Source organism: Ewingella sp. AOP9-I1-14 (genome assembly GCF_052375995.1).
Lineage (GTDB): Bacteria > Pseudomonadota > Gammaproteobacteria > Enterobacterales > Enterobacteriaceae > Ewingella > Ewingella allii.
The window spans coordinates 115,073-128,336 of the sequence record NZ_JBQSVA010000001.1 but is presented as its reverse complement, the minus strand read 5'-3'; the positions used below and the strand labels follow the sequence as shown (position 1 = coordinate 128,336).

Below are 13,264 nucleotides of genomic sequence, written 5' to 3'. Positions count from 1 at the left end.
AGGTTTATGTCGGGAAGTGAAGCGAATTTTGATGGTTTGGTTGGGCCGACCCACCACTACGCCGGTCTCTCTTTTGGTAATGAAGCGTCCACCCGCAATCAGAATGCGGCGGCTAACCCAAAACTGGCGGCCAAGCAGGGATTGTTGAAGATGAAGGCGCTGGCGGATTTGGGTTTCGCCCAGGGGGTGTTGCCGCCGCACGAGCGTCCGCATCTCGCCACGCTGCGCCAGATGGGCTTTGGCGGCAGCGATCGCAACGTGCTGGCGCAGGCGCAGGCTTACTCGCCGCGCCTGCTGTCCTCTCTGAGTTCGGCATCCTCCATGTGGGTGGCTAACGCCGCGACGGTGTCGCCGTCGGCCGACAGTGCCGATGGCCGCGCCCATTTCACCGTGGCTAACCTTAATAACAAGTTTCACCGCGCTATTGAAGCCGACACCACTTCGGCGATTTTGCGCGCCACTTTTAAGCATGACGGCCACTTTGCCCACCACGACGCGCTACCGCAGGTGGCGGCGCTGGGGGACGAAGGGGCGGCCAACCACAACCGGCTGTGCGGCGATTACGATAAGCCGGGCGTGCAGGTCTTTGTCTATGGCCGCGACGGATTAGTCACCGGGGAAAATGAGCCGGTGCGCTATCCGGCGCGACAAACCCGCCTGGCCAGCGACGCGGTGGCGCGTTTGCACCAGCTTTCCGCCAACCGGACCGTGTTTGTGCAGCAGAACCCGGAAGCTATCGATCGCGGCGTATTTCACAACGATGTGATTTCCGTCAGCAACCGCAACGTGCTGTTTCACCATCAACAGGCCTTTGCCAATAGCAACGCCGCGCTGGAGGAGATCCGCCGCAAAATGGCCGCGCTGGAGCTGGATTTCCATCCCATTGAAGTGCCTCAGTCTAAGGTGTCGATTGACGATGCGGTGGCCACTTACCTGTTCAACAGCCAGTTGCTGAGTAAGAACGACGGCAAGATGATGATTGTGGTGCCCGAGGAGTCGCGCCAGCACGTCGGGGTCTGGGATTACCTGTGTGAACTGCAAGAGAGCGGCGGGCCGATTAATCAGGTGGAAGTGTTCGACCTGCGCGAAAGTATGCGCAACGGCGGCGGCCCGGCCTGCCTGCGTTTGCGGGTAGCGCTGAACCGCGCCGAGCTGGCGGCGGTCAATGACGGCTCGCTGATGAATGACGCGCTTTTTGCTCGCCTTAACCAGTGGGTCGACAGCCATTATCGCGACCGAATGCACGCTGAAGATCTCGCTGACCCACAGCTGCTGACCGAGGTTCGCTATGCTTTAGATGAACTGACGCAAATTTTGGGCCTTGGAGTGATTTACCCCTTCCAGCGCTAAGTTGCCGCCATCAAGGAGCGAAACATGTTTGATTTTCTGGCGCAAACCCTCAGCGGCGAAGCCCCGGTAGCCATCACCGGGCAGACGCCCAATCTTGACTGGATATGGCGCGAAGAGGGCATTCTGGAGCTGTCGCCGCACCAGGCCTGTCACAGCGCGGTGGTGATTTCGGCGGGCATTCATGGCAATGAAACCGCGCCCATCGAGCTGCTCAACCAATTGGTGAGCGAGCTGCTGAGCGGCCAGCGGTCTTTGCACGTCAGGCTGCTGGTGCTGCTCGGCAACCCGGCATCAATGCGCGTGAATAAGCGTTTTGTCGATGCCGATATGAACCGCATGTTCGGCGGCAGGCACACTCGTTATTGCCCCAACGGCGAAACCCGTCGCGTCCATGAATTAGAACAGGCGATGGCGCTGTTCTATCGCACCTCGACCGCGGCGGGGGCGACCTATCGTTATCACTATGATCTGCACACCGCCATCCGTGGTTCACTGCACGTGCGCTTTGGCCTGTTGCCGTTGCAGGACAGGCCCTACAGCCCCGACATGCTGAAATGGCTCGACGCCGCGGGCCTCGACGCACTGGTCTATCACCGTTCCCCCGGCGGCACTTTTACCCATTTCAGCAGCGAAGTTTTTGGTGCCGACAGCTGCACGCTAGAGCTAGGCAAGGCATTGCCGTTCGGCAGCAACGATCACCAGCAGTTCGCCGGAATCCGTCAGGCATTGCAGTCCTTGGTTAGCGCCACCCCATTGCCGTCAAGGCACGCCGACCAGCCGCTTGAAAGTTACCGTGTCACGCAGGATATCATCCGCTCGCAAGAGGATTTCCAGCTTCACGTCCCGGCAATGGCTCTGAACTTTACCCCTTATCCGAAAGGTTTTTTGATAGCCGAGGAGAGCGGCAAGGCGTATCGAGTCGAAAAGAATGAGGAGTTCGTGTTGTTTCCGAATCCTTCTGTCGCCATGGGGTTAAGAGCGGGGCTGATGTTGGAGCGCTTTTGAGAAAGCGCTGAAACTTCTTAAATTCAAAACCTTGCGTTGCCACGCAAACTGGCCCAGAAGGCGCGTAAGCGCGCGCCCTCTGGACACCCGCGCTTTAATTGCTGTGTGATCGAGGCTTCGCAGGGTTGGAATGAACATGTTTCAGCAGCCACGGTGATCGCCGCGAAGTGCCGCCGCTTAGGCGGTTCCCTCGCTGCGGGATTCCAACCCGCGAAAAAAGACTCGCGGTTTTCCACCTCTTGCTCGGCGTCACTTCTGAATGCGGCCTACTGGCATTTATACCGAACCGTTTCAGTGGAGTTCTTTTCTGCTCACTGATAAGGAGGCTGGGAGGAGTATTGCAAAAGATTCAGTGGCTTATGTTAGTAGCACCCCACCTAAATAGGGGAGGGAGCAAACCAAAAAACTGGAACGGCACGATTTAAATGCCAGTAGGCCGCATTCAGAAGTGACGCCGAGGGAGTGGTTCGAGACCTATGGCTCGAAGCCCGAACTGAGGGAACCGCCTAAGCGGCGGCATTTCGCGGCTGTCACTTAGGTGCCTGAAACACGTCCATTCCAACCCTGCGCAGCCTCGATCTTACAGCGGAAAAAACGCAGGGTTCCAAGGGAGGCGCGTTTACGCCTCCCTTGGTCGGTGTGGGCCGACACCCACGACCTTGACCTCGACCTTGACCTTGTAGTTGAAATTGAATTTAAGATTTTTAGCGGAAGTTGGCCCGCCACCAACCTTTTACCAGCAAAACCCCCCGCCAACGACTAATCTTCCATTAACCCTATTGCGATTTCAAAAGGTCACCATGTTTACTCATCGCTTGGTATTCCCCGCTAGCGTGCTGCGCGGTCGCGGGGCGATAAAACATTTAGGGTCGATGTGTGGCCGTTTGGGGCAGCGGGCATTGCTGGTTGGCGGGAAACGGGCGATTGCCAGCGTTGAGGCGAGCGTGATTGACCAGCTCGAGCAGCAGATGGTCAGCTATCTGGGACATGCAGTGCTCAGCGGCCAGTGCTGTCAGGAGGAGATCTCCCGGCTGGCGGATGCGTTTCGGGTGCAGGGCGTCGAGGTGATTATCGCCACCGGCGGCGGTCGGGCGCTGGACACCGCCAAGGCGGCGGGCGTGGCCTGTAACCTGCCGGTGGTGACGCTGCCGAGCATTCCGGGCACCTGTGCGGCGGTGACGTCGCTGGCGTTTCGTTACCATCAGGATGGCCGTTTTCGCGACATGCTGCCACTGGCCTATGGCCCGGCGGCGGCGGTGATTGATGCGGATTTACTGGCTCAGGCGCCGCTTAACTGGCTGGCGGCCGGGATCGGCGACACCTTGGCGAAATGGTATGAATACCGCGCCATCAGCGATGAAAATAATCTCACCGGGCTGGCGGGCGTGGCGCGGACCAACAGCGCGCTGTGCTTTTCCCAAATTGAACATTTTGCCGCCGATGCCTGCCTGGCGGTGGAGCAGGGCAAAGCCAATAACGCGCTGGAACAGGTGCTGGACGCCATCTTCCTCTATGCCGGTTTGACCTCGATTATGAGCAATGGCGCGCATACCGGCGCGGCTCACGCCTTATATGAAGGTTTCACGGTGTGCAGCAAAACGCGGCATTTCCCGCATGGTTTGCTGGTTGGCTTCGGCAACCTGTGCCTGCTGGCGCTGGAAAACCGCAGTGATGATGAACTGCACGCCGCGCTGGCACTGGCGCGAGCCAGCGCTATTCCCACCCAGCTGGCACAGCTTTCTGCCGAACTCACCGAGCAGGATATCGCCAGCATAATTGACCACAGCCTGACCGCGCCCGATATGGCCAATATGCCGTTTGACGTGGATTTTGCCGCCATGAGGGCGGCAATAGAAAGGGTCGACAGTCTGGGACGTAGCCTGATTTAGCGTTTCCGCTGGTTGGCAACCACCTCGTGGGTGCGCTGTAGCGCCTCGCGTGCGGCGGGCAGTCGCTGGGTAACGCCAATAAACAGACAGTCGATGATCAACAACTGGCTGGTGCGGCTGGCCATCGCCGCCGCGCGAAAACCCAGCTCCCGCCCGCTGGTTAATAACAGGCAGTCAGCTTTACGGGCCAGCGCAGAGCGCGCGTTAGCAGTGATCGCTAACGTATAGGCCCCGGCGTTTTTCGCCTGCTGCAAAGGCTCAAGCGCCTCAAGGGTTTCCCCCGAATGGGAGATGGCAAGAGCGACGTCCTGCGAGCCGAGCATGCAGGCGCTGACCAGGCTCTCATCGCCGCTGCCGTAGGTTTGGCAGACGATGCCGATACGTCGAAGTTTCTGGCACAGGTCCTGAGCCACCAGCGCCGAGGCGCCGACGCCATAGACGTCTATGCGCCGGGCGCGGCTCAATGCCGCCACCGCCTGCTCCAGACTGCCTTCGTCGATCAACTCCGCCGTCGCCGTTGCCCCTTCCACCTCAAAAGCCAACAGCTTTTTCAGCACCTGCTGTGGACTGTCCTGATCGCTAATATCCGCCACTAAGGGGGGGTTGGAGTGGGCAGCCGCGCGCGAGTTTTCCGCCGCCAGCGCCAGACGCAGCGCCGGGTAGCCGTCAAATCCCAGCGTGCGGCTGGCTCGCACCACGGTGGCGCTGCTGGTGGCGGCCTGCTTAGCCAACGCCGTGACGCTCAGCTTGGCGACGCGCTGCGGGTCTTCGGCTATCAGGCGAATCACCCGCTCTTCTGCCTGTGAAAAACTGCCCTGCAAAGCCCGCAGGCGAGCTTCCAAACCTAAAGAGCTCGAAAATGTATTCATCTTATTGCCTACTTTTCCAGTTCGCGCAGGTGGTCGTCTTTGCGCAGGGTCATCAGCGCAAACAGGCTAACCACGCAGGTCGCCACCACGTAATAGGCGGGGATATCCAAATTACCGGTTTGCTTGATAAGGCTGGTGATAATCAGCCCCGCGCAGCCGGAGAACACGGCGTTGGACAGCGAGTAGGAGAGGCCGAGGCCGGTATAACGCACGCGGGTCGGGAACATTTCGGCCAGCATCGCCGGGCCGGGACCGGCAATCATGCCGATGGCCGCACCGGCGATCAGCACTGCGATGCCTTTGGCAATCAGGCTGCTTTCGGTATTTTGCAACAGATGCAACAGCGGGAAGGTGAGCAGAATAACCACCAGCATGGCACCAATCATCACTTTTTTACGGCCAATTTTGTCGCTGAGGATACCTGCAGGTAGGATCGCCAGCGCAAAGCCGACGTTCGCCAACACCGTGGCCACCAAGGCTTGCAGGAAGGTGGCGTGCAGCGAGGTTTGCAGATAAGAGGGCATGACCACCAGGAAGGTGTAGCCACCGGCGGACCAGCCCATCATTCGGCCAATTCCCAGCACGATGGCTTTGAAAGTGGCCGCCGCAGAGGCTTTATCCGCCGCGCTTTTTGGGCCTTTGGCGGGAGTCTGCTTACTGGCTTCAAAGCTGGGTGTCTCATCCAATTTTAAACGCAGCCACAGCGCCACGAAGCCCATCGGCAGGGCCAGCAGGAAGGGAATTCTCCAGCCCCAGGATTTCATGTCGGCGTCCGGCAGGTTGTGAACCAACAGCGCGACCAGCGCCACGCCGGTCAGCAGGCCGAGAGAAACCGTAAAGGACTGCCACGCGCCGTATAGCCCGCGTTTCCCCTTGGGGGCGAACTCGGTCATCAGGGACACAGCACCGCCAAATTCACCACCGGCGAACAGCCCCTGCAACATGCGCAGCAGCGTCAGCAGCAGCGGTGCGGCGACGCCAATTTGCGCGTAGGTTGGCAACAGGCCAATCAGCGCCGTGGCGACGGTCATCAGCAAGACCACGGCAATCAGCGTCGGCTTGCGGCCAATGCGGTCGCCAATTCGCCCGAAAACAATCGCGCCAATCGGGCGACAGAAGAATGCCAGCGCGAAGGAAGCATAGGTGAGGATCAGCCCCGATAATCCGCTTTGCCCTTCGAGGGTAAAGAAGTTGCCGGCGATCAGCGTCGCCAGATAGCCATAGACGCCGAACTCATACCATTCGATGAAGTTGCCGACGGAACCGGCAACCAGCGCCCGCCGCGACTGGGCGGCGCTAACGGCGGGAGTCTCGGGGAGGGAGGTGGATGTGGAACCTGGTTGAGAAGTGGTCATGTAGTACCTCAGAGGAAGTCGGTTTGTTTTTATAATGTGTCGGGTGTTGGGTTAAAATCGTGTAAACAATTTTCTTAATTCTCTAAGTTATTATGTCAATAATTTTCATGCTTTGGCGAAAATTTAAGCAAAACTGTGCGGCAGGCCGAGGTTTTTATGCCGAGGGGGAGAATTAAGGCAATAAAAAAGGCTACATCCCGCAGGAGTAGCCTTTTTCACATCAAAGGGTTATCAGTCAGTTTCAGGGTTACAGCGTATGGATATCAATGCCGTCGCCAATGTTGCTCTTCTGATAATAGTTACGCGGGACTTCTACCTGATACTGCTGGTCGGCGTATGCCACTTCCAGAATGTATCTTTCGTTTTCATAAGATTCGATGGGGATGAACCCAAAGAAGCCTTCTGCAACACTGATAGTGCGCGACGAAGGTACGGCGTAACGGTGAACAATCCTTGCTCTGAGTGGCTCTTGCTTGCCAGTTAACATATTCCAAACACGGCTAACGGGTTGCGCCAGTGTGCCGAGCACATCTGAGGCCAGCGATTTCTTATTCATGATGGTTTCTCTCAATGAAAAGCTCGTTGGTCTATCCCCGACATCAGTCAGTTGTCTGATTGGCGGGGCTTATAACTCAATTCTTATAATTTTCTCAGTTTAAGATCCAATGATTTTTTACGCTAAGCTTAGGCGCTTTTGTATGTGCTGGAAACGTAAGCAGTTCTCAGGCCGGACTTTTGCGTTTTTTCCCCGATTTGCGTTCTGCTAGCAATAATGGGCAGGAAGGGCACATGGCGTGGTCGGCTAATTCGTAGCGCAGGCAGCACTGGCGGCGGAACTGCGGGCTGTTCTCATCCAGCGGATTTTCCGGGCGCATCGGCTGAAACAGCGGGTTCTTGCCGCCGTCCGGCAGCTCGCGGGCATTGAGCAGCGCCATGCCGTCGGAGATATCTGCGTTAACCAGCTCCGCCTGCTTAATTCCCCATCCGACGCGGATCCCCGCGTTACTCCAGTAAATCCCCGGTTTCAGGCCGGAAATCTCCGCCATGGCGTGACACACCGGGCGCAGATGCTGTTCGATCATCTCTGCGAAACGGTCCAACGGCTGCGGCGAAGTAAAAGCCGCGCCGGGGCCATCGAGGTAAATCTGGTGCGGCAAACCTTCATCTTGCAGGGCGAGATAGACATTGTCGGCGGCGATTGGCAGCTGCCAGCCGTGGCTGAGGGAGATGATCACCCAGCTCGGCAGCAGGTTGGCGAAGTACCACTGGGACCACATTGAGATGCGCGCGCGGCGTTTTTCTACGTGGCTGGCGTCTTCGGCGTGCAGCGTCAAATAACGCTCGAGCACACTGGCGCAGCCGTCGGCGGTGGTCAGCAGCGACATCGGCAGGGCGTTAGTCACCAGCGGCGTCATTGGCTTAAAACTGTCGGCGACCCAGCTAATCGGGCCATCGCGGAAACTATCAAGAATTGTTTGCATCGTCGCTGTCAGAGAGATTGATAAACCAAGCTAATAGAAACAGGGTAACGAATAATAAAGTGAAATAATAATGATTTCTATTTGTATTGGCATTTGGGAAGAGTTTGCCGCGAGGATGTGTCCGGGCGCAGAAACACGCCCGGTCAGCATTGATATTTCAGCAGTTACAGCGGGGTGACGGGGGTGAAACCGGTCAAACGCGACTCAGACGGCTGAGGGCGGCCAAAGTAGTAGCCCTGGAACAGCGAGCAACCCTCTTCTTTCAGGCGGCGGAACTGCTCCGGCGTCTCCACCCCTTCGGCGGTGGTTTGGATATCCAGACTGCGGCTCATGCCTGTAATGGCGCGGATGATCGCCAGCGCCTCGCGGCTGTCCTGCATATCATTGATAAACGACTTGTCGATTTTGATTTTGTCGAAAGGGAACGAGCGCAGATAACTCAGCGATGAATAACCGGTGCCGAAATCATCCAGCGCGATGCGCACGCCCAGCTCCTTCAGGCGCGCCAGCGTCGCCACGTTGGCGTTGTTATTGTCGAGCAGAACCGACTCGGTGATTTCGACCTCCAGCCGATTCGGCGCCAGCCCGGACTCACTCAGCGCCGACTCAATCACTGAAATCAGCGAGCTATTTTTGAACTGCACCGGCGAGAGGTTAACCGCGATGGTTTGATTGCCGACCCAGCTGGCCGCTTCGTGACAGGCTTCGTGCAGCGCATAGGCGCCGATACTGTGAATAAGTCCGGTCTCTTCGGCAATTGGGATGAAGTCCATCGGCATGATCAGCCCGTTAATCGGGTGGTTCCAGCGCATCAGGGCTTCATAACCAATCACCGCGTCGTGGGCGCTGTCGGTGATCGGCTGATAATAAAGTTTCAGCTGTTTGCTGGTGATGGCGTCGCGCAGATCCAGCTCAATATCGCGGCGTTTGCGCGCAGCCTCGTCCATCTCTTCGCGGAACATTTCATAGCGATTGCGGCCGTTGCGCTTGGCTTCGTACAGCGCCATATCGGCGCAGCGCAGCAGGTGCTCCGGGGTGTCGTCACTGTTTTCGGCGATGGCGATACCCACGCTCAGGCCGACGGTCAGCGAGTGGCCTTCAATGGTGATGGGCGGCTTCACGGCTTCAATCAGCCGCTGGGCAATCTGGTAGGCCTTGTCGATATAAGGCAGGCTCGGCAGCACGATGGCGAACTCATCGCCGCCGACGCGCGCCAGCGTGTCCCGCTCACGCAGCACAAAGCGCAGGCGTTTGGCGATGCCGCGCAGCAGCTCGTCACCAATCTGGTGGCCGAGGGCGTCATTCACATTCTTGAAGTTATCCAAGTCCAGACAGAGCGTGGCGGTCAGGCGATGAGTGATTTTCGACAGCTGCAAGGCTTCGTTCAGGCGCTGGCTGAACAGCACGCGGTTAGGCAGGCTGGTCAGATTGTCATGGTGCGCCATATGGTGAATACGGGCGTTGGCCGCGTGCTGGTCGGTGACGTCATCGGCAATCATCAACACATAGCTGGTGTGCGAATCGCTGCCATTAATCATCGAGGCGGTGGTTTGCAACGTGCGTTCGCCAATCGGCGTCGCCAGCTGTTGCTCGCTTTTGTGCAGGCCTTCGGAGCGCAGGCACTCATCCGACTGTTTATTCAGATAATCGCTGATCCCGCGATTCAGGCAATCCTGCGGGCGATTGCCAATCAGCTGTTCGCGCGTCTTGCCCAGCAGCAATTCGGCCTGACGGTTGACCAGCAAGATCTCCCGCGAGACGGCATTTTCGACAATGACCGAAGAGGGGATATTGGCGATCACCGTGTCGAGGAACTGCGACAGGGCGGTCATTTTCTCATTGCTGGCTTCGGCAATCTCTTTCGCCGCCAGTAATTCCTGCTCGTAGAGGCGGCGCTCGCTGACGTCGCGGGTCACTTTGGCAAAGCCCAGCAAGGTGCCGGCGTCGCGCACTGCCTCAATGATGACGTGCGCCCAGAATCGCGAGCCATCTTTGCGTTGTCGCCAGCCTTCGGACTCATAGCGGCCGGTGCGACGTGCGGTTTCCAGCCCGTGGGCGGGCCAGCCGCACTCGCGGTCTTCAGAGATATAGAAACAGGAGAAGTGTTTGCCGACAATTTCGTCGCGCGTATAGCCTTTGGCGCGTTGCGCACCGGCATTCCAATTAGCGACGATACCCTCGGGGGTCAGCATATAAATGGCATAGTCTTCAACGCTTTGAACCAGCAACCGATACATTACATCAGAATCTTCGTTCATCTTTTTTGCCTGATAGCGTGCCGCTAAGGTTCAGGTTCCTCCCAAACGCTAGGCCGGCTGTAAGTTGCGTCTGTCCCGACGCATTTTTGCTGTGATGTGTGGGGGTAGACGGTATCATAAGAATATTCCTAGTTCGCCTTGTGTTGGCAGTAACTAGCCTATTTTCAAGCAGATACAGTAAAAAGATCGGACTTAAGCAAAATTTTTAATGTTCAATCGAAGTGACAACTGGGAGTTATCGGCCATTGGTGGGAAAACTTTAGGGGAAATTTGCACTCTTTTTGCCCATCCGCCTTGAAGTCTGAATATGAACCAATGTTATATTCGGGTGGCACAACATCGGCCCCGGAGGTTTTCATAATAAGCTTGAACAAAAAATTACCGGGGGAGTTTTTAGAAAAAAAGGAATTACTGATGAATGGTTTAACTTCTCTGGAGTCATTTTTAGAACAGTTACAACAACGCGATGCCCACCAACCTGAGTACCTACAAGCCGTGCGCGAAGTCTTCACCTCGCTGTGGCCCTTTCTGCAACAAAATCCTCATTATCTCGAGCAAAGCCTGCTCGAACGCCTGGTTGAACCCGAAAGAGTGATCCAGTTTCGCGTGGCCTGGATTGACGACAGCGGCACAGTGCAGGTTAACCGCGCGTGGCGCGTGCAGTTCAACTCGGCGATTGGTCCTTACAAGGGTGGGATGCGCTTCCACCCGTCGGTGAATTTGTCGATTTTGAAATTCCTCGGCTTCGAGCAAACCTTCAAAAATGCCCTGACCACGCTGCCGATGGGCGGCGGCAAGGGCGGCTCTGACTTCAATCCGAAAGGCAAAAGCAAAACTGAAGTCATGCGTTTCTGCCAGGCACTGATGACCGAGCTGTATCGCCATCTGGGGCCGGATACTGACGTTCCGGCTGGGGATATTGGCGTGGGCGGGCGCGAAGTGGCCTTTATGTCCGGCATGATGAAGAAGCTTTCCAACAATACTGCCTGCGTGTTCACCGGCAAAGGGTTGTCATTCGGCGGCAGCCTGATCCGCCCTGAAGCCACGGGCTACGGGCTGGTTTACTTCACCGAGGCGATGTTAAAACGCCACGCTTTGGGCTTTGCTGATAGCAAAGTGGCGGTCTCGGGCGCGGGCAACGTGGCGCAGTACGCCATTGAAAAAGCCATGGAGCTGGGGGCGCGGGTGATCACCGCTTCTGACTCGGGTGGCACGGTGGTGGACGAAGCGGGCTTCACGCCGGACAAACTTGCGCACCTGGCGGAGATTAAAAACTCCCGCTATGGCCGTGTCGAAGAGTACGCCCGCGAGCGCGGTCTGGACTTTTTGGCCGACCAGCAGCCGTGGAACGTGCCGGTGGATATCGCGCTGCCTTGCGCCACGCAAAACGAGTTGGACATCGACGCGGCGCATCGGCTGATCGCCAACGGGGTGAAAGCCGTGGCGGAAGGGGCCAACATGCCGACCACCATTCAGGCTACCGACGCCTTCCTCTCGGCAGGCGTGCTGTTCGCGCCGGGTAAGGCGGCCAACGCCGGTGGCGTGGCAACTTCAGGCTTGGAGATGGCGCAGAATGCAGCGCGGATGAGCTGGAATGCCGAGAAGGTGGACGCCCGCTTGCAGCACATCATGCGTGATATCCACGAAGCCTGCGTCGAGCACGGCGGCGAGGGTAAGCAGACGCATTATGTGCACGGCGCGAATATTGCCGGGTTTGTGAAAGTCGCAGATGCGATGATAGCTCAGGGTATTTTATAGCGTCCTCGTCATCCTTCGTGCCTGCAACACGAATGATTTAGGAGATGCCTCGGAGCATAAAAAATAAAATAATCCGCGCTTGTCGCGGATTTTTTATTGCCCGAAATAGGGGCCGGGGGCGACGGAGTCTCTGAGGATCAGTTCTGAGGAAAAGGCATTGTTTTGCGACAGATAGCCGCCGTCGAGCATGGCGATCAGGCGATTAATTACTTCGTTCACCATGCCGCTGACCGGGTCTTTAATGCTCGACAGCGCGGGCTGCAAGAAGGGGGCGGTGGGGATGTTGTCGAAGCCCATCAGCGAGACGTTTTCCGGCACGCTGAGTTTGGCGGCGTGCAGGGCTTTCATCGCGCCAATCGCCATATCATCGTTACTGGCCAGAATCGCGCTAAAGGGCGTATTGGCCGCCAGCAGGGATTCTATCGCCGCCGCGCCGCTGGCCGGGGTCCATTTCCCTTTAACAATCAGCTCTTGGCGAATAGGCAAACCCTGTGCCTCTAGCGCTGCTTTATAACCCGACAGGCGCTCAATGGCGGTCGGGGAGTCGAGGGAGCCGGTGATAAAGGCGATATCGCGATGTCCTTGGGCCAGCAGATGCCGGGTAGCCTGAAAACTCGAGCCTTTGTGGTCGCAGAAGATGCAGTGGCTCTGGTGGCTGCGCAGCTTTCTGTTCACCACCATGATCGGCTGCTTGTGCTGGCTGATGATGGCGTCCATGGCATCCACGGTCAGGAAGCGCGGGTAGACAATCACCGCGTCGCAGCGCAAATCGAGCAGGAACTGAATCGCCTGCTGCTCCTCCTCGGCGCTGTGTTTACCGTCGACCAGAATCAGCTGCCGCCCGTTGTCCTCGAGCTTTTTGGCCGCCTGAGACAGCAATTCGTTGAAGTAGCTGCCGTTATACAGCGTGTTGGTGATAACCAAGCCAATGCACTGGGACTTGCTGGTTGCAAGATTGCGGGCCAGCAAATTGGGCCGATATCCCGCCTCTTCAATCGCCTGATAGACCGCGACCTTGGTGGCCTCGCTGACATACCCTTTCCCTGACAACAGCCGTGACACGGTGGCCTTTGAGACACCTGCCTTCATCGCCACTTCTTTCATCGTAGACATCGGGTGTTCCTGAATCCTTGAAAATTATTGTCATTCTACACGCAGCCCACGCCCTTAGGCATGGCTTGTGCGCCACGAATTGCCCAAGCCGATCAAGATCACAAATCAAAAATTCTGCCCTTCAAGCTCTTGAACTCATTCTCGCATATGAACACTCTTATGTGGAACCGGTTACTTATTTCTTGA

At 57.3% G+C, this 13,264-nt stretch carries 10 protein-coding genes; 4 read left to right on the top strand and 6 right to left on the bottom strand.

What is annotated here, in order from left to right:
- Positions 1–6 precede the first annotated feature (6 nt).
- The 3 genes from astB (at position 7) to ACT3RT_RS00645 (ending at position 4,244) form a co-directional block, all read left to right on the top strand.
- Complete coding sequence (astB, locus tag ACT3RT_RS00655; RefSeq protein ID WP_485900869.1) at positions 7–1,350, top strand: N-succinylarginine dihydrolase; 1,344 nt, start codon at positions 7–9, stop codon at positions 1,348–1,350.
- Between the two features lie 24 nt (positions 1,351–1,374).
- The gene (astE, locus tag ACT3RT_RS00650) at positions 1,375–2,355 is read left to right on the top strand and encodes a succinylglutamate desuccinylase (RefSeq protein WP_496202365.1); all 981 of its coding nucleotides are present in this window, start codon (positions 1,375–1,377) and stop codon (positions 2,353–2,355) included.
- A gap of 800 nt (positions 2,356–3,155) precedes the next feature.
- Positions 3,156–4,244, top strand: coding sequence for an iron-containing alcohol dehydrogenase family protein (locus tag ACT3RT_RS00645; protein ID WP_496202364.1), 1,089 nt, complete (start codon positions 3,156–3,158; stop codon positions 4,242–4,244).
- Here ACT3RT_RS00645 and ACT3RT_RS00640 read toward each other — a convergent pair.
- The 5 genes from ACT3RT_RS00640 to ACT3RT_RS00620 form a co-directional block, all read right to left on the bottom strand.
- Positions 4,241–5,113, bottom strand: a complete 873-nt coding sequence (locus tag ACT3RT_RS00640) for a MurR/RpiR family transcriptional regulator (protein ID WP_496202363.1) — start codon at positions 5,111–5,113, stop codon at positions 4,241–4,243. The two genes, ACT3RT_RS00645 and ACT3RT_RS00640, sit on opposite strands and share 4 nt — an antisense overlap.
- A gap of 8 nt (positions 5,114–5,121) precedes the next feature.
- On the bottom strand, positions 5,122–6,468 hold the full coding sequence (locus tag ACT3RT_RS00635; RefSeq protein ID WP_353502321.1) for an MFS transporter: 1,347 nt from the start codon (positions 6,466–6,468) through the stop codon (positions 5,122–5,124).
- A 247-nt stretch (positions 6,469–6,715) separates the two neighbouring features.
- A complete protein-coding gene (locus ACT3RT_RS00630) occupies positions 6,716–7,024 on the bottom strand; it encodes a hypothetical protein (protein WP_034790896.1) in 309 nt (102 codons plus the stop codon).
- A gap of 166 nt (positions 7,025–7,190) precedes the next feature.
- Entirely contained in the window at positions 7,191–7,949 is a 759-nt protein-coding gene (gene fhuF / locus ACT3RT_RS00625; protein ID WP_486030564.1) for a siderophore-iron reductase FhuF, read from the bottom strand.
- A 164-nt stretch (positions 7,950–8,113) separates the two neighbouring features.
- Entirely contained in the window at positions 8,114–10,207 is a 2,094-nt protein-coding gene (locus ACT3RT_RS00620; protein ID WP_496202362.1) for a sensor domain-containing protein, read from the bottom strand.
- 414 nt (positions 10,208–10,621) lie between these two features.
- Between ACT3RT_RS00620 and gdhA the strand changes: the two genes are divergently transcribed.
- Positions 10,622–11,965 (top strand): NADP-specific glutamate dehydrogenase, encoded by a 1,344-nt coding sequence (gdhA, locus tag ACT3RT_RS00615; protein WP_496202361.1) that lies wholly within the window; start codon positions 10,622–10,624, stop codon positions 11,963–11,965.
- 93 nt (positions 11,966–12,058) lie between these two features.
- On the opposite strand, the gene ACT3RT_RS00610 is transcribed toward gdhA, so the two are convergent.
- A complete protein-coding gene (locus tag ACT3RT_RS00610; RefSeq protein ID WP_353502317.1) occupies positions 12,059–13,078 on the bottom strand; it encodes a LacI family DNA-binding transcriptional regulator in 1,020 nt (339 codons plus the stop codon).
- Positions 13,079–13,264: the final 186 nt, after the last annotated feature.

What these genes read in the sequence shown, in the direction of transcription:
- astB (WP_485900869.1), top strand. Translation starts at nt 7, where the DNA reads ATGTCGGGAAGTGAAGCGAATTTTGATGGTTTGGTTGGGCCGACCCAC.
- astE (WP_496202365.1), top strand. Translation starts at nt 1,375, where the DNA reads ATGTTTGATTTTCTGGCGCAAACCCTCAGCGGCGAAGCCCCGGTAGCC.
- ACT3RT_RS00645 (WP_496202364.1), top strand. Translation starts at nt 3,156, where the DNA reads ATGTTTACTCATCGCTTGGTATTCCCCGCTAGCGTGCTGCGCGGTCGC.
- ACT3RT_RS00640 (WP_496202363.1), bottom strand. Translation starts at nt 5,113, where the DNA reads ATGAATACATTTTCGAGCTCTTTAGGTTTGGAAGCTCGCCTGCGGGCT.
- ACT3RT_RS00635 (WP_353502321.1), bottom strand. Translation starts at nt 6,468, where the DNA reads ATGACCACTTCTCAACCAGGTTCCACATCCACCTCCCTCCCCGAGACT.
- ACT3RT_RS00630 (WP_034790896.1), bottom strand. Translation starts at nt 7,024, where the DNA reads ATGAATAAGAAATCGCTGGCCTCAGATGTGCTCGGCACACTGGCGCAA.
- fhuF (WP_486030564.1), bottom strand. Translation starts at nt 7,949, where the DNA reads ATGCAAACAATTCTTGATAGTTTCCGCGATGGCCCGATTAGCTGGGTC.
- ACT3RT_RS00620 (WP_496202362.1), bottom strand. Translation starts at nt 10,207, where the DNA reads ATGAACGAAGATTCTGATGTAATGTATCGGTTGCTGGTTCAAAGCGTT.
- gdhA (WP_496202361.1), top strand. Translation starts at nt 10,622, where the DNA reads ATGAATGGTTTAACTTCTCTGGAGTCATTTTTAGAACAGTTACAACAA.
- ACT3RT_RS00610 (WP_353502317.1), bottom strand. Translation starts at nt 13,078, where the DNA reads ATGTCTACGATGAAAGAAGTGGCGATGAAGGCAGGTGTCTCAAAGGCC.